This window comes from Streptomyces rubrogriseus (assembly GCF_027947575.1).
GTDB classification, from domain to species: Bacteria; Actinomycetota; Actinomycetes; order Streptomycetales; family Streptomycetaceae; genus Streptomyces; species Streptomyces rubrogriseus.
Genome location: NZ_CP116256.1, coordinates 3,038,223 through 3,058,208 on the forward strand (window position 1 = coordinate 3,038,223; position 19,986 = coordinate 3,058,208).

General features: G+C 72.2%; 18 protein-coding genes. 10 read left to right on the forward strand and 8 right to left on the reverse strand.

The window, feature by feature from the left end:
- Positions 1-91: 91 nt before the first annotated feature.
- Positions 92-1,255, forward strand: coding sequence for a xylose isomerase (gene xylA / locus Sru02f_RS13920; protein ID WP_109030335.1), 1,164 nt, complete (start codon positions 92-94; stop codon positions 1,253-1,255).
- A gap of 95 nt (positions 1,256-1,350) precedes the next feature.
- Here xylA and Sru02f_RS13925 read toward each other — a convergent pair whose 3' ends face one another.
- A complete protein-coding gene (locus Sru02f_RS13925; RefSeq protein WP_109030336.1) occupies positions 1,351-2,619 on the reverse strand; it encodes an SWF or SNF family helicase in 1,269 nt (422 codons plus the stop codon).
- Positions 2,616-5,480, reverse strand: a complete 2,865-nt coding sequence (locus Sru02f_RS13930) for a DEAD/DEAH box helicase (RefSeq protein ID WP_167469460.1) — start codon at positions 5,478-5,480, stop codon at positions 2,616-2,618. The genes Sru02f_RS13925 and Sru02f_RS13930 overlap by 4 nt, the downstream gene beginning before the upstream one ends.
- Positions 5,481-5,751: 271 nt before the next feature.
- Between Sru02f_RS13930 and Sru02f_RS13935 the strand changes: the two genes are divergently transcribed.
- Entirely contained in the window at positions 5,752-5,934 is a 183-nt protein-coding gene (locus Sru02f_RS13935) for a hypothetical protein (protein WP_016325661.1), read from the forward strand.
- A gap of 57 nt (positions 5,935-5,991) precedes the next feature.
- Here Sru02f_RS13935 and Sru02f_RS13940 read toward each other — a convergent pair whose 3' ends face one another.
- Positions 5,992-6,921 (reverse strand): hypothetical protein, encoded by a 930-nt coding sequence (locus Sru02f_RS13940; RefSeq protein WP_109030338.1) that lies wholly within the window; start codon positions 6,919-6,921, stop codon positions 5,992-5,994.
- A 139-nt stretch (positions 6,922-7,060) separates the two neighbouring features.
- The gene (locus Sru02f_RS13945; protein WP_109030339.1) at positions 7,061-7,387 is read right to left on the reverse strand and encodes a hypothetical protein; all 327 of its coding nucleotides are present in this window, start codon (positions 7,385-7,387) and stop codon (positions 7,061-7,063) included.
- Positions 7,388-7,463: 76 nt separating this feature from the next.
- Here Sru02f_RS13945 and Sru02f_RS13950 point away from each other — a divergent pair, with 76 nt between their 5' ends.
- Positions 7,464-8,363 carry an oxygenase MpaB family protein gene (locus Sru02f_RS13950; RefSeq protein WP_109030340.1) on the forward strand — a complete coding sequence of 300 codons (900 nt, stop codon included), beginning with the start codon at positions 7,464-7,466 and terminating at the stop codon, positions 8,361-8,363.
- A 378-nt stretch (positions 8,364-8,741) separates the two neighbouring features.
- On the opposite strand, the gene Sru02f_RS13955 is transcribed toward Sru02f_RS13950, so the two are convergent.
- Entirely contained in the window at positions 8,742-9,341 is a 600-nt protein-coding gene (locus Sru02f_RS13955) for a class I SAM-dependent methyltransferase (protein WP_109030341.1), read from the reverse strand.
- 170 nt (positions 9,342-9,511) lie between these two features.
- Between Sru02f_RS13955 and Sru02f_RS13960 the strand changes: the two genes are divergently transcribed.
- The 5 genes from Sru02f_RS13960 to Sru02f_RS13980 all read left to right on the forward strand — a co-directional run bounded on the left by Sru02f_RS13960 (position 9,512) and on the right by Sru02f_RS13980 (position 14,488).
- Positions 9,512-10,288, forward strand: coding sequence for an MHYT domain-containing protein (locus Sru02f_RS13960; RefSeq protein WP_109030342.1), 777 nt, complete (start codon positions 9,512-9,514; stop codon positions 10,286-10,288).
- Between the two features lie 62 nt (positions 10,289-10,350).
- Positions 10,351-12,939 (forward strand): sensor histidine kinase, encoded by a 2,589-nt coding sequence (locus Sru02f_RS13965; RefSeq protein WP_109030343.1) that lies wholly within the window; start codon positions 10,351-10,353, stop codon positions 12,937-12,939.
- Positions 12,936-13,373 carry a roadblock/LC7 domain-containing protein gene (locus Sru02f_RS13970; RefSeq protein WP_109030344.1) on the forward strand — a complete coding sequence of 146 codons (438 nt, stop codon included), beginning with the start codon at positions 12,936-12,938 and terminating at the stop codon, positions 13,371-13,373. Before Sru02f_RS13965 ends, Sru02f_RS13970 begins: the two co-directional genes overlap by 4 nt.
- An 18-nt stretch (positions 13,374-13,391) precedes the next feature.
- Positions 13,392-13,805 carry a DUF742 domain-containing protein gene (locus tag Sru02f_RS13975; RefSeq protein WP_109030345.1) on the forward strand — a complete coding sequence of 138 codons (414 nt, stop codon included), beginning with the start codon at positions 13,392-13,394 and terminating at the stop codon, positions 13,803-13,805.
- Between the two features lie 68 nt (positions 13,806-13,873).
- Complete coding sequence (locus Sru02f_RS13980) at positions 13,874-14,488, forward strand: GTP-binding protein (RefSeq protein ID WP_109030346.1); 615 nt, start codon at positions 13,874-13,876, stop codon at positions 14,486-14,488.
- Between the two features lie 27 nt (positions 14,489-14,515).
- Here Sru02f_RS13980 and Sru02f_RS13985 read toward each other — a convergent pair whose 3' ends face one another.
- Positions 14,516-14,944 (reverse strand): PPOX class F420-dependent oxidoreductase, encoded by a 429-nt coding sequence (locus tag Sru02f_RS13985; RefSeq protein WP_109030347.1) that lies wholly within the window; start codon positions 14,942-14,944, stop codon positions 14,516-14,518.
- A gap of 105 nt (positions 14,945-15,049) precedes the next feature.
- On the opposite strand from Sru02f_RS13985, the gene Sru02f_RS13990 reads away from it, so the two are divergent.
- Positions 15,050-15,463 (forward strand): roadblock/LC7 domain-containing protein, encoded by a 414-nt coding sequence (locus tag Sru02f_RS13990; RefSeq protein WP_087810698.1) that lies wholly within the window; start codon positions 15,050-15,052, stop codon positions 15,461-15,463.
- Positions 15,464-15,600: 137 nt separating this feature from the next.
- Positions 15,601-16,572, forward strand: a complete 972-nt coding sequence (locus Sru02f_RS13995) for a DUF6397 family protein (RefSeq protein ID WP_109030348.1) — start codon at positions 15,601-15,603, stop codon at positions 16,570-16,572.
- Between the two features lies 1 nt (position 16,573).
- On the opposite strand, the gene Sru02f_RS14000 is transcribed toward Sru02f_RS13995, so the two are convergent.
- A complete protein-coding gene (locus Sru02f_RS14000; protein ID WP_003977678.1) occupies positions 16,574-17,440 on the reverse strand; it encodes an acyl-CoA thioesterase in 867 nt (288 codons plus the stop codon).
- Between the two features lie 19 nt (positions 17,441-17,459).
- Entirely contained in the window at positions 17,460-19,973 is a 2,514-nt protein-coding gene (locus Sru02f_RS14005; RefSeq protein ID WP_174855020.1) for a DEAD/DEAH box helicase, read from the reverse strand.
- Positions 19,974-19,986 lie beyond the last annotated feature (13 nt).

Below are 19,986 nucleotides of genomic sequence, written 5' to 3' on the forward strand. Positions count from 1 at the left end.
CCTTCCCAGGACCGTGTGTGCATACTAATTTGTAAAGCGCCATGACGAAATAGTCGGCAGCGATTGATCGGCACGAGTGAGGAGCCGCGGAATGAACTACCAGCCCACTCCCGAGGACAGGTTCACGTTCGGTTTGTGGACGGTCGGCTGGCAGGGCCGTGACCCGTTCGGTGACGCCACCAGGCAGGCCCTGGACCCCGCCGAGTCGGTACGGCGTCTGTCCGAGCTGGGTGCGTACGGCGTCACGTTCCACGACGACGACCTGATCCCCTTCGGGTCGAGCGACACGGAGCGGGAGTCGCACATCAAGCGGTTCCGGCAGGCGCTGGACGCGACCGGCATGAAGGTGCCGATGGCGACGACGAACCTGTTCACGCACCCGGTGTTCAAGGACGGCGCTTTCACGGCGAACGACCGGGACGTGCGGCGGTACGCGCTGCGCAAGACGATCCGCAACATCGACCTCGCGGTCGAGCTGGGCGCGAGCGTCTACGTGGCCTGGGGTGGCCGGGAGGGCGCGGAGTCCGGCGCGGCCAAGGACGTGCGGGACGCGCTCGACCGGATGAAGGAGGCCTTCGACCTGCTGGGCGAGTACGTCACCGAGCAGGGCTACGACCTGAAGTTCGCGATCGAGCCGAAGCCCAACGAGCCGCGCGGTGACATCCTGCTCCCGACGGTCGGCCATGCCCTCGCCTTCATCGAGCGCCTCGAGCGGCCGGAGCTGTACGGCGTGAACCCGGAGGTCGGCCACGAGCAGATGGCCGGCCTGAACTTCCCCCACGGCATCGCCCAGGCGCTGTGGGCGGGCAAGCTCTTCCACATCGACCTCAACGGCCAGTCGGGCATCAAGTACGACCAGGACCTGCGGTTCGGTGCGGGCGATCTGCGGGCCGCGTTCTGGCTCGTCGACCTGCTGGAGCGGGCCGGGTACGCGGGTCCGCGGCACTTCGACTTCAAGCCGCCGCGGACCGAGGACTTCGACGGCGTGTGGGCGTCGGCGGCGGGCTGCATGCGCAACTACCTGATCCTCAAGGACCGGGCGGCGGCATTCCGCGCCGACCCGCAGGTGCAGGAAGCGCTGGCCGCTGCCCGGCTGGACGAACTGTCCCGCCCGACCGCCGAGGACGGTCTCGCCGCCCTGCTGGCCGACCGGAGCGCCTACGACACCTTCGACGTGGACGCGGCCGCCGCGCGAGGCATGGCCTTCGAGCACCTCGACCAGCTCGCCATGGACCACCTCCTCGGCGCCCGCTGACCGCTCCGGCACCCGTGAGAATGCTCCGGCCCCGTCCTTCGCGGACGGGGCCGGATCTCGTGCGGGGCGTCACCCGGCAGCGCGGGACGGGGCCGTCAGGGCTCGCAGTCGGTCGCGAGGGCCGCTGAGGCCAGCGCCGTCGCCGGGTCCTGGCTCGGTCCGCCCACGGGGACCCATCGGCCGTGCTCCCTGCGGTACGGCCACCAACGCCCCTGGCGGTCCAGGCGAAGCTGGTGAGGCGCGCCGACGACCGTCCACCGGTTGGCCCGCGCCAGCAGCGAGGGCCGCTCGTCCTCCTCCCAGGCCGACTCCAGTGCCGCACGCGCGCGTGCGAGCGTGTCGCCCTCCACCGCCCATTCCTCCTCGAGCACGGACAGGGCGGCTCCGCCTCCGAGGCGCCATGCGCGTACGGCCGCGGCCAGTGCCTCCCGCGTGCGCCCCGAACCGTCGCCGAGGCGGTCCAGTACGTCCGGTCCCGCATCCCCCGCGGCCAGGCGCACCGCATCCTGTGCCGGGGTCGGCTCCGGGGCCACTGCGTGCTCTCCGTGCCCGCCGCGCAGGGCCTCGGCGAGCAGGCGGTGGGCCTCCGCCGCCGTCCGCGAGGCGAGAAAGGACAGGCCGGAAGGGTCGACGCCCGGCGGAGGTGCCGCCTCGGTGTCCAGGGACGGCGGCACGCCCGGGCCCTCCCCGAGGCCGGGCGGCTCGGGCAACGGGGGCAGCACCTGGCCCGCCGCGTACGCCTCCGTGGCGTCCACACCCTCCGGCCGGGACGTGACGTCCTCCGCGGGCGCGGAACCGTGTGCCTGGAGGGCGTCGAGTACGGCATCCTCCGCGCGTCCCCGCATCAGCAGCAGGACGAAGGGATCCTGGTCCAGCAGCCTCGCGACCTGGTAGCAGAGCGCGGCGGTGTGCCCGCAGTGGTCCCAGGCGCCGCAGTCGCACTCCGGTTCCAGGTCGCCCATGCCCGGCAGCAGGACGATGCCGGCGGCCGCCGCGTCCTCCACGAGGTGCGGTGGCATGTCGCGGTCCAGCAGCGCCGCGACATGCCCCGACCGCTCGGTCGCCATGTCGACAAAGCGGTCCCACTGTGCGTCGGAGAGCTGCTCCAGCAGGACGTCGGCCCGGTGCGCCGTACGGTCCCGGTCCTGCACGACCGCGGTGATGCGCCCCGGCCGCACCGACACCGCCCCGACCGCTCCCGCGCGCGCCAGCCGGCGCCCCGTCTTCACCTGCGCCGCGTCCATCGCCGCGTCCTCCAGCGCCTTCAGCCAGGCGCGGCCCCACCAGGTCTGCGCGAAGCCCCGCCCCTGTGCGGGCGGCAGCGCGACGAACGTCCGCTCCGCCTGGTCGTCGTACCGGGTCATCGCGTACCCCCTCGCAGCTCGACCAGGTCGGCCAGTTCCGCGTCCGTCAGTTCCGTGAGCGCCGCCTCGCCCGAGCCCAGAACGGCGTCGGCGAGTTCCCTCTTGCGGTTCAGGAGGGCGGCGATGCGGTCTTCGATGGTCCCCTCGGCGATCAGCCGGTGCACCTGCACGGGACGGGTCTGGCCGATCCGGTAGGCACGGTCGGTGGCCTGCGCCTCGACGGCCGGGTTCCACCAGCGGTCGTAGTGAACGACGTGCTCCGCGCGCGTGAGGTTCAGTCCGGTGCCCGCGGCCTTCAGCGACAACAGGAAGACCGGGGCATCGCCGTCCTGGAAGCGTCGCACCAGCGACTCCCGGGCGGTGACGGACGTGCCGCCGTGCAGGAACAGCGACGACACGCCGCGCGCGGCCAGGTGCTGCTCCAGGAGCCGCGCCATCTGCACGTACTGCGTGAAGACCAGCACGCTCGCCTGCTCGCTGAGGATCGTGTCGAGCAACTCGTCCAGCAGTTCCAGCTTCCCCGAGCGACCGGTGATCTTCGGCCGGCTCTCTTTGAGGAACTGCGCCGGGTGGTTGCAGATCTGCTTGAGGTTCGTCAGCAGCTTCACGATCATGCCGCGCCGCGCCATGTGGTCGGCCCCGGCGATCTCCGCGAGCGCCTCGCGCACCACCGCCTCGTACAGGCCCGTCTGCTCCGCGGTCAGCGACACGGGATGGTCCGTCTCGGTCTTCGGCGGCAGTTCCGGTGCGATTCCGGGATCCGATTTGCGGCGCCGCAGCAGGAAGGGCCGTACGAGCCGGGCCAGTCGCTCCGCCGCCGCCGGGTCCTGCCCGCCCTCGACGGCCTGGGCGTAGTGCCGCCGGAAGCCGCCGAGCCGGCCCAGCAACCCGGGGGTGGTCCAGTCGAGAACGGCCCACAGCTCCGAGAGGTTGTTCTCCACCGGGGTGCCGGTGAGCGCCACGCGCGCGCGTGCGCCGATGGAGCGCAGTTGTCGCGCGGTCTCGGAGTACGGGTTCTTCACGTGCTGCGCCTCGTCCGCCACGACCATGCCCCACGACACGGCGGAGAGCCGTTCGGCGTCCAGGCGCATGGTGCCGTAGGTGGTCAGGACGAACTCGCCGTCCGCGAGGCCGTCGAGTTCGCGGCGAGGCCCGTGGAAGCGGCGCACGGGAGTGCCGGGCGCGAACCGTTCGATCTCCCGTTGCCAGTTGCCCATCAGGGAGGTCGGGCAGACCACCAGGGTGGGACCGGCGGCCTCCGCGTCCGACTGCCGGTGCAGGTGCAGGGCGATCAGCGTGATGGTCTTCCCGAGCCCCATGTCGTCGGCGAGGCAGCAGCCGAGGCCCAACGACGTCATGCGGACCAGCCAGTTGAGGCCCCGTCGCTGGTAGTCGCGCAGCGTGGCATCGAGGGCGGCCGGCTGCGCCACGGGCTCCTGCGTCTCGGGGTCGGCGAGGCGCTCCCGCAGGGACGCCAGCCATCCCGTGGGCCGCACCTCCACGCGGTGTCCGTCGACCTCCGCCGAGCCACACAGGGCCGCGGCCAGGGCGTCGACCGGCGTGACCTTGTGATCCTGACGGGCGCGGGCCCGGTGGGCCTCCTCCGGATCGACGAGCACCCACCGGTCCCGCAGGCGTACGAGAGGGCGATTCGCCTCGGCGAGCAGATCCAGCTCCTCGCGCGTGAGGGCCTTGTCGCCCAGGGCGAACGTCCAGTTGAAGGCGAGCAGCGCGTCCGCGGACAGGAACGACGGTCCGGCCTCGGGCCCAGCCGCACGCGACGCCGGGCCGCCGTCGGGCGGTCCCACCTCGGCGCGCTCGGTCAGGTCGCGGGCCAGCTCCCTCGGCCAGTGCACGTCGACTCCGGCGGCGGCGAGCGCCCGGGAGCCGGCTCCGAGCAGTTCGGTGATCTCTTCGTCGGTGAGCTCGACGGCGTCCGGTACGGTCGCCGAAAGCAGGGGCGTGAGCGAGGGCCAGGCCCGTGCCGCCCGGCGCAGGGCGAGCAGGGCGTCCATCCGCGCGCGCGTGCCGAACGCCTCTCCCACGCTGCCGCCCCACACCTGAGCGGTGTCGGCGACGAGCCCGGGATCGCTGACGCTGTGCACCTGTGGCACCGCCCGGAACACCGGCCGGGCGTCCTGCGGAGCCGCGGCCGAAAGTCCCCGCACCTCGACACGCAGCGACAGCCGGACGCCCGTGTCGTGTCCCGCGGCGACGTCCAGGGCCCACTCGCGCAGCTCGGGCGAAGGCCGGGGCGCCCGCGAGGCATAGGCGGGCCCGGCCGTCAGGAGCTCGGCGGCGGGGGAACGGGGCAGTGTGTCCGCGACGGCGTCCAGGAAGGACCGCACCAGCAGTTCCGGGTCGGGCAGCCGCAGGGGACCGGCGCCGTTCACCGGGACCGCGTGCGCCTCGGGCGGCATGGCGGCGGCGAGGTGCCGGACCCGCTCGGTCCCCTCGGCGTCCAGTGGACCCACGCGCCAGGCGTCGTGTTCGGCCGCGGACAGGCCGGGCAGCAGCAGGCCGCGCGCCACGAGGTGAAGGGCCTCGACGGCGACCGCTCCCCAGAACACCGACGCCCGGTGGCCTGTCGCGCGGGCACGCGCGCGTGTGAGCACGGGCAGGGCGGCCCGTACCGGGAGCAGTACGGCCGGCACGCTCACCGCCTCCACACCGTTGCCGTCGGGCAGAGCGACCCTCAGGCTTCCCGCGGCTCCCGTCGGTACGGTGCCGGGCGCTTCGCCGTCGGGGCGCCAGAACGCGACCGTGCCGGTGCGTGCCGGGTCGCCGGGCAGGAAGACGGCGCAGCAGTCGGCGAGTGCGGAGATCTCGGTGGGGGCGGGAGGAGTGTTCTGCGCAGCGATGACGTATTCCTCAAATTTGACTAGCCAGGATGCGGCGGCCGAGTGTACACGGAGGTCGAGGCCGTGAACTGCGGCCTGGGTGTGGCATGGGTCACTATTCAGTGGGGGAGGTGTTCTGCCGATGCCTTCCCGGACTCAGTCGCCGACGAGCTCTCAGGGGCGCGTAGGGGTCGGTCCTCAGGGTGTTCTCAGGGTCGCGCTGCGGAACCGCCACGAGCGCGGATCCGTTTTCAGGACAGAGAGCGGCAGTGGCCGCGAAGGAGGCGACATCATGTCGAAGAACGCCAAGGTCGCAGCAGGTGGCGTGGCGGCCGGGCTCATCCTGCTGATCTGGCTGCCCTGGTGGGCCGCCCTGCTGATTGTTCTGGGAGTCCCGGCCGCCGCCTACCTCACGCTCGACCCCTCACAGCGTCGCAGGCTGCGCCGTGTCTCCCGCAAGGAGATAGGCCGTTGAGGCGCTGACGCCTCCGACGGCCGGCTCCCGGCGGTGGGACGCCTCCCGTGTCCCTGGTCAGCTGGGCCGTACGGCTATTTTGTCGAGGGCCTCCAGGAGTCCGGGCAGCGACGGCCCCCGCCCCACCGGCAGCACCTCACCGGGCTCCTCGTCGAGCAGGATGAACGCGATGTCGTCGGTCCTGGCGACGAGCGACCAGCCGGGGCCGTCCGCACGCAGTGTCCGCGCGTCCCCCGGTGCGAACGACGACCGGACCCGGCCGAGCGGCGGTGGTGTGTCGACGTAGGCGCGGGCCTCCGCGAGGACCCGCCGGACACCGCCGTGCCGGGAGACCTCCGCGCCGGACCGTCCGTCCGTGGCCACGCTCCGGTCCGCGGCGTCGGCCGGTGCGCCCGCGCCAGTACCCGCGCCGTCGCCCGCGCCGCGCTCTCCGCCGTCGCCGGGGGCACCTTCCACCGAACCGGCGTCGCCGCCCGGCGTCGAGAAGTCCGCGTCGTCGATCTGCTCCCGCCACTGTGCCCACTGCAGGGCGATCTCGTCGGCTCCCAGGCGGCGCTGCGGCGGCCCCCAGACGGTGGTGTCCGGCGGGCACAGCGCGGGCTGGTCGGTGGCCTCGGGTCCCGGGTCGTGCGGCACGGGCACACCGGGTGCCGCCACGGCGACCGCGAGGGGCCAGCCGGGCAGTGCCGTGACGACCGTTCGCTCGTCAGGCGACAGGTCGTACTCCATGCCGCAGTCCCAGGACGCCACGGCGACGGCCACCAGCGAGACGTCGTCGATGACGACCGTCCACCGGGCGCCGTCACCGTCCTGCCCCAGCACCAGGCCGTAGCCGTCGGCCAGCGGGGGGAGACCGAGCGCGGCGCACGCCTCCGGATAGTCGTCGCCCAGCACACTCGGAAACTTCGCCGGCGTCAGCAGTACCGCCGTGAGCACATAGAGCGCATCATCCGCGGCGGCGACGGCGTCCTCGTCCGTCCCGGCCATCCCAGCCTCCCCATCGGTTCGTCCAATGGCGGGCACCCTAGTGCGCCCGAGAAGCCCTTGTCACGACTCCCAGACGCACCCGAGCTGCAGTTTTCCGGTTGGACGGGGGCGAATCGACCACCCGGCGCCGGGGCCGGGATCAGGTCGCCGGCAGCCCCAGGAGCGCGCGGGCCACGTCCCCCGGGGGCTCGTCCCGTTCCCGCGCGAGCGCGATCACGGCCCGGCACGCCAGTTCGTTGACCCCGAACGACAGGGCCTCCGGCGACACGCGGCCCGCCGCCTCTTCGATCCGGTCCTGGTCGTCGTCCACACACGCCGAGACGTACGCGGCCGCGGCCTCGAACAGATTGTGCGAGCGGGGCCCGCCGCCCGCCTCCCCCTGCTTGCCTTGCCTCGTGCGCCGAGCGGTGCGGGATCTGTCCCAGGCCTCGCGGATCCTGCCGAACAAGCGGACCACCCTCCCCATTCGATCACTCTGGCTGACCGTACATCTCCCGCTACTCAACGTAGAGTTGAAGTCCCGACGGCAGAAGGGGGCGGCCATGGCAGGGCGCTTCGAGCGATTGGCACGGATCCGGCGCATGGATCCCCACGAGGACGCCTCGGAGATCTATCGGCTGTGCTCGGCCTACGAGTTCCCCTGGGACTTCGCCCGCGCCCTGGAACTGGCGCTCTACCGCACCTACGCCGTGCCGAGCATCGGCCGACTGCTCGCCGAGACCGCGGAGTTCACCGACCGGCCCCAGAAGCGGTACGACGACACGGCGCTGCTGCTCGACGCCGTGGTCGAGCACGGCTTCGACAGCCGGCAAGGCCGCACGGCCATGCGGCGCATCAACCAGATGCACCGCAGCTACGACATCACCAACGACGACATGCGGTACGTCCTGTGCACGTTCGTGGTGATCCCCAAACGCTGGATCGACGCCTACGGATGGCGCAGGATGTCGCGCCACGAGACCGTTGCCTCCGCCGTGCACTACCGCACGCTGGGGCGGCACATGGGCATCAAGGACATTCCCGGGTCCTACGAGGAATTCGAGGCCTGTCTCGACGCCTACGAACAGGCCCACTTCGCCTGGGACGAAGGCGGGCGCCGCGTCTCCGACGCCACACTCGACCTCATGGCCTCCTGGTATCCGCGCCCACTCGCACCGGTCCTGCGGGCCGGGACCCTCGCCCTGCTCGACGAACCCCTGCTGCGGGCCTTCGGCTACGCCCCGCCGAGCCCCGTCACCCGCGCGGTCGTGCGTCGCGCCGTCAGGCTGCGCGGGCGCGCGGTCCGCCTGCTGCCGCCGAGGCGCGCCCCGCACCATGCCCGTCAGAACCGGGAGATCAAGGGCTATCCGAACGGCTATCGGCTGGCCGATCTGGGCACCCGCCCGGCCCCCGGCCTCCGGGGCTGCCCGGTCCGTCACATCGACACGTCAGCCGCCGAGTGAAGCGATCGTCCAACTCCCCGGCGCCCACGTAGTCGCTCTCCGTCGTAGAAGAAGCTCGTTTCCGTCCACCGGCGGCCACGCGCGCGGGGGCCGGCGGACGTCGGCCCCATGGGCGGCGACGATGCGGCTGACGGATCCCCACGCCCTGAACCGTTCCACCGCAGGGCTCCGCCGCGGATCGGACGCGGTCGTGCGCACCCTCCTCGGGGAGTTCGCGGTGGAGCGTGCCCGTCGTCGGGGCGAACTCGGCGGCGAACTGCCGGGCCGGGAGGCCCCGGAGGCGGCGGGAGTGCGCCGGAGGACCGTGCCGGGCGCCGGGGCACCGCGTCATGCTCGACCGCCCCGACGCGTTCGTGGCGGTCGCCGGGCGGGACCGACTCAGCCCGTGCGGGTCGCCAGAGCCAGGAACCGATCGTCCTCGTCGACGTAGGCAGTCATCGCCCACCCGGAACCGGCCAGCAGCGGCCGGAGGCTGGCCTCGGCACGAAGGTCGTCCGGCGTGAGCCGGCGCCCCTGCCGTGCCGCGAGCGCCGCCCGGCCGATCGGGTGGAACAGCGCCAGCACACCGCCGGGCCGCACCACACGGGCCAGCTCCCGCAGGTTTCCGGCCGGATCCGGCAGGTGCGCGACGAGACCCGCCGCGAAGACCGCGTCGAGCGTCCGGGAGCGCAGCGGCAACGCGGCCACGTCGGTCAGCAGCAGCCGTCCGTCACGGTCCCTCCCGGCCCGTACGGCGGCCCGGAGCATCTCAGGCGTCAGATCCGCCCCGACAACCAGTCCCGACGGCCCCACGGCCGCACGCAAAGGCGGCAGGGCGCGACCGGTGCCGCATCCGGCATCGAGCACCCGATCGCCCTCGCGCAGCCCCAGACCGGCGACCGCGGCGGTGTAGGCCGGCCCGTCGTCCGGGAACCGGCGGTCCCAGTCGGCGGCCCGGGAGCCGAAGAATTCCTGGACGTGCGTGTGGTCGTCGCTCATGCTTCGCATGATCCCCCAAGAGCCCGCGGAGCACGCGGAGCACAGAGAGAGCCGCAGTGCACACGTTCGAGCGTGACGCGATCGTTCCCTCTCCCCTCTGTGTCAGATAGCAACACCTTTCGAAATGCGCCCCCGTTGTGCGCCCCGTTCGGGACTAGCGTCCCGGGGCCATGGGACACCTGGACCACGCCGCTCTCGGCTGGCTGACCCCCGCGCTGTCGTACGCGATGGCCTGCACCGGCGCGGCCCTCGGGCTGCGCTGCACCGTGCGCGCCCTGGCCGCCACCGGGCGCACGCGCCGCAACTGGCTCCTGACCGCGGCCTCGGCGATCGGCACGGGCATCTGGACGATGCACTTCGTCGCCATGCTCGGCTTCCGGGTCAGCGGCACGGACATCCGGTACGACGTACCGCTCACCCTCGTGAGTCTGCTCGTCGCCGTGCTCGTCGTCTGCGCCGGCGTCTTCGCCGTCGGCTACGGCAGCAACCGGGCGCCGGCGCTCCTGCTCGGCGGACTCACCACCGGAATCGGCGTCGCGAGCATGCACTATCTCGGCATGGCGGCCATGCGCCTGCACGGCGAGGTGAACTACGACCCGGTACGCGTCGGACTCTCGGTGCTCATCGCCGTCGCCGCCGCCACAGCCGCCCTGTGGGCGGCGCTCAACACCCGTTCGCCCCTCGCCGTCGCCTCCGCCTCGTTGATCATGGGGGCGGCGGTGAGCAGCATGCACTACACCGGCATGTTCGCCGTGAGCGTGCGCGTCACGCCCTCCGGCGAGGCGCTGCCCGGGGCCACAGCGATGCAGTTCATCTTCCCCCTCGCCGTCGGCCTCGGGTCCTACCTCTTCCTGACGTCCGCCTTCGTCGCGCTGTCGCCGCCGGCCCGGGAGCGCCAGGCGCCCGCCTCGGCCCGGCAGCAACCCGCCGGGAGCACCGCCCCGTAACGGCGGACCGGGCGTCAGGACCCGGCGACCACGCACCGCACACCGTCCCGAGCGAGGAGGCCATGCGTCCACCCCGTACCACCCCCGCCCGCCCCACGGCCGAAGCCGGCGCCGAGACCCCGGCCCAGCCGTCCGTGCGCGGCCGTCGTGCGCACGCCGGACCACCCGCCGACGAGGGCCCGGCGGAGCCCGCGGGCGAGGCACCCGACCCGCCCGCCACGCGCGCGTGGCGCGGGCGCATGCAGCCCCGCACCGTGCGCGCCCGGATCATCTGCCTCCTGATGGTGCCCGTCGTCTCCCTGCTGGCCCTGTGGGCGTACGCCACCGTCACCACCGCCCAGGACATCTCCCGGCTGCGGCAGGCCCAGCGTGTGGACGCCCGTGTCCGGGCCCCCGTCAGTACCGCCGTCGCCGCCCTGCAGGCCGAGCGGCTCGCGGCAGTGCGCCACGCCACCGACCCGTCGTCGGTGCCGGGTTCCGACTTCCGGGAACTGATCGCGCGCACGGACCGCGCGGTGGGAAAGCTGCGGCTCGGCGATCGCCACACCGTGGCCGACAGTGAGGAACTGCCTTCCGGAGTGGCCCGGCGGCTCGAGGCGTTCGTCACCGGCGCCGAACGGCTGGGGTCGCTGCGTACCGCCGTCCTGGACCACCGGGCGGACTGGGAGGAGACCTATCGCCGCTACACGGCGGCCGTCTCGGCCGCCTTCCACGTGGGTGGCGCGCTGAGCGGGGTCCAGGACGTCGACCCGGGATCCGACGCGCGCGTCCTGGTCGAGTTCGCCCGCGCGGGCGAGGCACTGGCCCAGGAGGACGCCCTGCTGGGGGGTGTCCGCCCGGCCGACCGACTCGCCGGTGAGCGGCTGCGCCTGTTCACCGGCGCCGTTGCCACACGCCGGACGCTGACCGAGTCCGCCGTCGCCGATCTGGGCGGCTCCGAGCGCGCGTCATGGCAGGAGCTGGCCGGCAGCGGTGCCTACCTGACCGTGGGCGCGACGGAGGACCGACTGCTCGACAGCGGATCGCCGCAGCGGCCGGCCGAGGCCACACCCCGGGCCGCCTGGGACGGGGCCCACGCGCGCGTGCGTGACGGCATGCGGGCCATCGAGCGGGACGCCGGACGTTCGGTCGCCGACCGGGCCGACCCGTTCACCCGCGGGGTGCTCACTCCGGCCGGGGCCGCGGTCCTGTTCGGGCTCCTCGCCGTCGCCGCTTCGCTCGTCGTCTCCGTCCGCATCGGCCGCGGTCTGGTGGTCGAGCTGGTGAGCCTGCGCGACAGCGCCCTGGAGATCGCCCGGCGCAAGCTCCCCGAGGCGATGCGCAGGCTGCGCGCGGGCAACGAGATCGACATCCGGACCGAGGCACCGCCGCGTCCTCCCGCCGACGACGAGGCCGGTCAGGTCGCCGAGGCCCTGGACACCGTGCACCGGGCCGCCCTGCGCGCCGCGGTGGAACGTGCCGAACTCGCCGGCGGCATCGCCGGGGTCTTCGTCAACCTCGCCCGCCGCAGCCAGATCCTCGTCCACCGCCAGCTGAGCCTCCTGGACAGCATGGAACGCCGCTCCGACGACCCGAACGAACTCAGCGACCTCTTCCGGCTCGACCACCTCACCACCCGCATGCGGCGCCATGCCGAAAGCCTGATCATCCTCTCCGGTGCGGCACCCGGACGGGCCTGGCGCATGCCGGTCTCCCTGACCGACGTCGTCCGTGCCGCCGTCTCCGAAGTCGAGGACTACGCGCGCGTGGAGGTACGGCAGCTCCCCGAAGCGTCCGTCCAGGGCGCGGCCGTCGCCGACGTCACCCATCTCCTGGCCGAGATCATCGAGAACGCGGCCCAGTTCTCACCGCCCCACACACGCGTACGGGTCACCGGCGAACCGGTCGGCAACGGCTACGCGCTCGAGGTCGAGGACCGCGGCCTCGGCATGGGCAGGGACGCCCTCGCCGAGGCCAACCACCGCATCGCGCGGTCGGAGACGCTCGACCTGTTCGACAGCGACCGGCTCGGTCTGTTCGTCGTCAGCCGGCTCGCCGCCAGGCAGGACATCAAGGTGCACCTCAAGACATCCCCCTACGGAGGCACCACCGCGGTCGTCCTCCTGCCCACGGCACTCCTGCACAGCGAAACGGCCCCATCTGCTCCCCGGGCCGCCCACGAGACGGCCCGATCCGAGGAGCATCCGCACGCGCGCGTGCCCGGCGTCGGGCAGCAGGAAACCGTGTCCGCACCTGTCGGCCGGCCGGCGCTGACATCCGCCGTACCGGCGGCGACGCGCACCACCACATCGGACCGGTCTCCCGGAGCACCCGCACTGCGACTGCACCGGTCCTCCGACCTTCCCGATCCCGCCGAAGCCCCCGCGCAGAGCGACGTTCCCCGCCCGCAGCAGCCGACGGGGGAGCCCGACGACCTTCCCCGACGGGTACGCCAGGCGAGCCTCGCCCCCCAACTGCGTGACGGCAGGCCCCCTGAGCCGGCCCGGTCGCCCGGTCCGGCGCACGACGACGAGCAGCGCACCCCCGAGGCCGTACGGGACCGCATGACCGCCTACCGCGACGGCTGGTCGCGCGGCGGTGGCCGTCGCCCCGGCCACCCCGCACCGCCGGTGCCGCAGAGCGGCGACAGCACCGAAGGAGACCCCGCATGATCCAGAATCCCGGCACCGGGACCGCCCGGCGGGCCCGCGAACTCGACTGGCTCCTGGACGACCTCGTCGGCCGCGTACACGAGGTGCGGCACGCCGTGGTGCTGTCGAACGACGGACTCGCCGTGGGCGCCTCGCACGGACTCGCCCGCGAGGACGGCGAACACCTCGCCGCCGTCGCCTCCGGCTTCCACAGCCTGGCCAAGGGGGCGGGCCGGCACTTCGGCGCCGGGGGCGTACACCGGACGATGGTCGAAATGGACGACGGCTACCTGTTCGTGGCCGCGGCCGGAGACGGTTCCTGCCTCGCCGTCCTCACCGCCGTGACCGCGGACATCGGTCTCGTGGCCTATGAGATGGCGCGGCTGGTGCGACGCGTCGGCGAGCACCTCCGCACCGCGCCACGTGCAGCCGCACGACCACCCTTCGGCGCATGACCCGGAAGGGCCCCAAGGATGACCGACGACATCACGGGCGGCGGCCGGGAAGGGCCGGGCAGCCAGTGGTACGACAACGAGGCCGGACCTCTCGTCCGCCCCTACGCGATGACCGGCGGCCGCACCCGGCCGGGCCCCGCGGGAGTGCGGTTCGACCTGATCGCCCTCGTCACGCGCGCAGTCGGCGCCCCGGACGTCGACGACACCGTGCTCGGACCGGAACACCGCACGCTGATCGACCTGTGCCGAACGGAGACCCAGTCGGTGGCGGAACTCGCCGCCGACGCCGACCTGCCCGTGGGCGTCGTCAGAGTGCTCCTCGGCGACCTGGCGGAACTGGGGTGCGTGACCGTCAGCCGTCCGGTGCCACCGGCGCAGTTGCCGGACGAACGGATTCTGCGCGAAGTGATCGACGGACTGCGCGCTCTGTAGAGAAGGCCGAACGAACGACCGTGACCGGCACGCACGTGCACGACCAACCGCACCGAGAGAAGTGATCCATGCTCTCCGAACGCTCCGAACGCTCCGACGCCACGGACGGCGACCCGACCGCGCTGGCGTTGAAGATCCTGGTCGCCGGAGGTTTCGGCGTGGGCAAGACCACCCTGGTGGGCGCGGTCAGCGAGATCAGACCGCTGCGCACCGAGGAACTGCTCAGCGAGGCCGGACGGCTGGTGGACGACACCGACGGCATCGACCGGAAGGTCACCACGACCGTCGCCATGGACTTCGGACGCATCACCATCCGGTCCGGACTCTCCCTCTACCTCTTCGGTACACCGGGTCAGGACCGGTTCTGGTTCCTCTGGGACGAACTCGCGCAGGGGGCGCTCGGCGCCGTAGTCCTCGCGGACACCCGGCGCCTGGCGGACTGCTTCCCGGCGGTGGACTACTTCGAACACCGGCACATCCCGTTCGTGGTGGCCGTGAACTGCTTCACGGGAGCACGCCGCCACGACGAGTGCAGCGTCCTGCGCGCCCTCGACCTCGATCCGGGAACGCCGGTAGTGCTGTGCGACGCCCGGGACCGCGACTCGGGGAAGGAAGTGCTGATCCGGCTCGTCGAGTACGCCGGGCGGATGCACACCGCCCGGCTCCTCGACTCCGTCCGCTGACCGGACCGGCCCCCGGGCAGGGGGCTCTCAGTCGGCGACCGACTTCTGGGCCAGGACCTTGTCCACGGTCACCCGGACGAGGAGTTCCCCCGGGACACCGTTGCGTGCCCCGAACTCCTCGGCGCGCTCCTCACCCATGTACCGGGCGCCGATGCGCCCGGCCCAGTGCCGCAGTTCGCCGAGGTCCTCCGAGATGCGCGCACGTCCCTGCAACACCACGAAGTGGAAGGGTGGCCGGTCGTCGTCCACGCACAGGGCGATGCGGCCGTCACGGAGCAGATTGCGCCCCTTCACGGTGTCCTTGCCGGTGTTGAACACCAGATCGTCCCCGTCCAGCAGGAACCAGATGGGCGCGATGTGCGGGCTGCCGTCGGCCCGGACGGTCGAGAGTTTTCCGGTGCGGGTGCCGTCCGAGACGAACACCCGCCATTCCTCATCGGTCATCTTCTGTGCCATGCCCCCATCCTCCTTGCCCGGAGCACGGGCGTGGTGAAGGCTGGCGGACGGATCCCCCGGCCAGGGGGAGGCAACGCGTACGGGGAGACACGGGGAGATCGGATCATGGTGCAGAACCAGGGACTGGGCTGGCTGCTGGACGACCTGACCGCACGCGTCGAACACGTGCGGCACGCGTTGGTCCTGTCCAACGACGGATTGGTGACCGGGGCGAGTACGGGCCTGCGACGCGAGGACGCCGAGCACCTCGCCGCCGTATCGTCCGGACTGCACAGCCTGGCCAAGGGCTCGGGCCGCCACTTCGGCGCCGGCCAGGTACGGCAGACGATGGTCGAGTTCGACGACGCCGTCCTGTTCGTCACCGCGGCGGGTTCGGGCAGTTGCCTGTGCGTGCTCAGCGGGGCGGAGGCCGACATCGGGCAGATCGCCTACGAGATGACGCTGCTCGTGAACCGGGTGGGCGAGCACCTCGACGTCGACGCGCGGCAGCCGGGACGAATATCGCCCACCGAGCCCTGACCTGCGCTTTCGGTGTCCCTGGCAGTCGGTCGCGGAGTTATCCACAGGCTCGCCACGGACGCCGCGGTTGCGGCTACGGTTTTTGTGTCGGCGGGCGCGGACGGCGCCGGCCACACACTCCACGGGGGAGACGAACCATGTCCGGCAACACCATCACGCAAGATGTCGCAGCGGTCGGCGAGCGGACCGGGGCCACCCGGGACGCCTCGGTCACCCACCACCGCGCGGCCCGGGAGCTGGGCCTCAGGCGCAGCGAGTTCGACCTCGCCGTGCACCTCGGCCGGGTCCGCACGGTACCCGACGACGCCGGAGGCGGGCGGCGCGTCCCCCGCGACGAGATCGACCGTGTCCGGGCGGCGGACGGTTTCCCCGAGGCGCTGCGGGCCGCTGTCCGGGCCGTCGGGACCACGGAGGGCGCGGCTCTGATGGACGTGACCACGGCCCGGTTCACCCGTCTCGCACGGCTGGGTCTGCTGGTGCCGGTGAAGTTCTACGTCAATCGGTACCGCGCCGTCGTCTGGCTGTATCTGGCGGAGGAGCTACAGCAGTTCAGCACGGACGAGCGCAACACCGCACTGCTGAAGGGCCGCACGCCCGAAGGCCTGCGGGACCAGCTCGGGGAGGGGCTGGACCTGCGTCCCCGCAACTGGCGGGGAAGGCATCTGGGATTCCTGCTCCGGCAGGCGGACGACCCGTGGGCCCGGGCCGCGGCGGTGGCGTCGCTGCTCGACGCCGCCGAGATCTCGGACGTCGTCACGGACCCCTACGAGCGATCCCATCTGCGCCGGTTCCGACCCGCACGCGCCACGCACGGGTCGCCGGGCTCCCCTGCCGCGCAGCTTGCCGAGGAGATCGTCACGGCCGGTGACCCGGACGAGGTCGACTGGCTCCGCTCGGACCTGGCGGCCGCGGTGGCCACGGCCCGCCGCCATCGCCCGGCGCCCCGACCGGCCACACATGGTGTGCCGCGCCCGCCCGGTCCGGAATCCCTGCCGCGCGAGACGGCGGAACAGGTGCCGCCCGAGGCGGAGAACGCCGCACCGCGCCCGGCGCGGCAACCCGGACGGCTGAGTGGGCTGTTCGGACGGCTGTGGCGCAGAGACTCCTGACCTACAGGGCCCGGAAAAGCCCTTCCTGGACGACGGAGACCAGCATCCGTCCTTCCCTGTCGTAGATCCGTCCACGGGCCAGCCCACGCCCGCCGGTCGCGATCGGCGACTCCTGGTCGTACAGAAACCACTCGTCGGCCCGGAACGGCCGGTGGAACCACATGGCGTGGTCCAACGACGCCATGTCGAACCCCCGAGGGCCCCACAGCGGCTCCACAGGGATGCGCACGGCGTCCAGGAGCGTCATGTCGCTGGCGTAGGTCAGGGCGCAGGTGTGCACGAGGGGGTCGTCGCCCAGCGGCCCGACGGCGCGCATCCACACGGCGCTGCGGGGCTCGGCTCCCTCGACGTCCTCGGCGCTCCAGCGAAGGCGGTCGACGTAGCGGATGTCGAAGGGCTGACGGCGGGCCATCCGCTCCAGCTGCTCCGGCAGAGCGCCGAGGTGCTCCCGCACCTCGTCGGCGACCGTCGGCAGGGACTCCGGATCGGGGACCTTGCGGGCCGGTGGCAGCTGGTGCTCGAAACTGCCCGGCTCAGGCTTGTGAAAGGAGGCGGTGAGCGTGAAGATCGTGCGGCCCTGCTGCACGGCGGTGACCCTGCGGGTGGTGAACGACCTTCCGTCCCGGTCCCGTTCGACCTGGTACACGATGGGCACTCCCGGGCGCCCCGGACGCAGGAAATACGCGTGCAGCGAGTGCACCGGGCGGTCACCGTCGGTGGTGCGGCCCGCGGCGACCAGGGCCTGGCCGGCCACCTGGCCTCCGAAGACCCGCTGCAACGACTCCTCGGGGCTGCGGCCACGGAAGATGTTGACCTCGATCTGCTCCAGGTCGAGCAGGGCGACGAGGCTCTCGGCCGGATTCGTCATGAGTGGGCTTCTCCTGTGCTCACAGCTGGCCGACATCGGTGACACGGACGACCGCACGGCCCTCCGCGTCGGAGGCGGTGAGGTCGACCTCCGCACCGATGCCCCAGTCGTGGTCGTCGTTCGGGTCGTCGAAGATCTGCCGCACGCGCCACAGCCCGTCCTGCGGCTCCTCCTCGATGATGAGCAGCTTCGGACCGCGGGCGTCCGGGCCGGTGCCCAGGTCGTCGTACTCGTCCCAGTACTTGTCCATGGCCTCGCCCCACGCGTCGGCGTCCCAGCCGGCGTCGGCATCCATCTCACCCAGCTCACCGACCTGGTCCAGGGCGGCAAGCTCGACCCGGCGGAACATGGCGTTGCGGACCAGCACACGGAAGGCGCGCGCGTTGGCCGTGACCGGCCGTACCTGATCGGCCTTCTCCTGAGCCTCCTCGGCGGTCATCTCCTCCGGGTTGGCGAGCTGCTCCCACTCGTCGAGGAGACTGGAGTCGACCTGGCGCACCATCTCGCCGAGCCACTCGATCAGGTCCTGCAGGTCCTCGGACTTGAGATCGTCCGGCACGGTGTGGTCGAGGGCCTTGTAGGCGCTCGCCAGGTATCGCAGCACGATGCCCTCGGTGCGGGCCAGTTCGTAGTGGGAGACCAGCTCCGTGAAGGTCAGCGCCCGTTCGTACATGTCGCGGATGACCGACTTCGGGGACAGCGGGTGGTCACCGACCCAGGGGTGGCTCCTGCGGTACGTGTCGTAGGCGTGGAAGAGCAGCTCCTCCAAGGGCTTCGGGTACGTGATGTCCTGGAGGCGCTCCATGCGCTCCTCGTACTCGACCCCGTCCGCCTTCATCGCGGCCACGGCCTCACCGCGGGCCTTGTTCTGCTGGGCGGCGAGGATCTGCCGCGGGTCGTCCAGCGTGGACTCCACGACCGACACCATGTCCAGCGCGTACGAGGGCGACTCCGGGTCCAGCAGTTCGAAGGCGGCCAGGGCGAACGTCGACAGCGGCTGGTTCAGCGCGAAGTCCTGCTGCAGGTCGACCGTGAGACGCACGATGCGACCCTCCGCGTCCGGCTGGTCGAGCTTCTCCACGATGCCGCCGTCCAGCAGCGAGCGGTAGATGGCGATCGCCCGCCGGATGTGCCTCAGCTGCTGCCTGCGCGGCTCGTGGTTGTCCTCCAACAGGTGCCGCATCGCGGAGAAGGCGTCGCCGGGACGGGCGATCACCGACAGCAGCATGGTGTGGGTGACCCGGAAGCGGGACGTCAGCGGCTCCGGCTCCGAGCCGATGAGCTTGTCGAACGTGCTTTCCGACCAGGCGACGAACCCCTCGGGAGCCTTCTTCCGGACGACCTTCCGCCGCTTCTTCGGGTCGTCACCCGCCTTGGCGAGCGCCTTCTCGTTCTCGACGACGTGCTCGGGGGCCTGGGCGACGACGAAGCCCTCCGTGTCGAACCCGGCCCGCCCGGCCCGCCCGGCGATCTGGTGGAACTCCCTGGCCCGCAGCGTGCGGACCCGGGTGCCGTCGTACTTGGTCAACGCGGTGAACAGCACGGTCCGGATCGGGACGTTGACGCCGACGCCGAGCGTGTCCGTTCCGCAGATCACCTTCAGCAGGCCGGCCTGCGCGAGCTTCTCCACCAGCCGCCGGTACTTCGGCAGCATGCCGGCGTGGTGGACCCCGATGCCGTGCCGCACGTACCGGGAGAGATTGCGGCCGAACTTCGTGGTGAAGCGGAAGTTGCCGATCAGCTCGGCGATCCGTTCCTTCTCCTCGCGCGTGCACATGTTGATGCTCATCAGCGCCTGCGCCCGCTCCACGGCCTGCGCCTGGGTGAAATGCACGATGTACACGGGGGCCTGCCGGGCCGCCAGCAGATCGGTGAGCGTCTCGGTGAGCGGGGTGTAGCGGAATTCGTAGGACAACGGCACCGGACGGGTGGCCGAGCGGACCACCGCGGTGGGACGGCCGGTGCGGCGCGCCAGATCCTTCTCGAAGAAGGAGACGTCGCCGAGCGTCGCCGACATCAGGACGAACTGGGCCTGCGGCAGTTCCAGCAGGGGGATCTGCCAGGCCCAGCCGCGGTCCGGCTCCGCGTAGAAGTGGAACTCGTCCATGACGACCTGGCCGATGTCCGCGTGCTTGCCGTCACGCAGCGCGATGGACGCCAGGACCTCGGCGGTGCAGCAGATGACCGGGGCGTCGGAGTTCACCGAGGCGTCGCCGGTCAGCATCCCCACGTTCTCGGTGCCGAAGATCTTGCACAGCTCGAAGAACTTCTCCGACACCAGCGCCTTGATCGGAGCCGTGTAGAAGGTGACCTCGTCCCGGGCCAGGGCGGCGAAGTGCGCGCCCGCCGCGATCATGCTCTTGCCGGAACCGGTGGGAGTCGACACGATCACGTTCGCGCCGGAGACCACCTCGATCAGCGCCTCCTCCTGATGGGGGTAGAGCGTGAGACCGCGCTCCTGCGCCCACGCCTCGAAGGCTTCGTACAGGGCATCGGGGTCGGCGGTCCGCGGCAGCTGATCGATGAGGGTCACGCCACCATCTTGC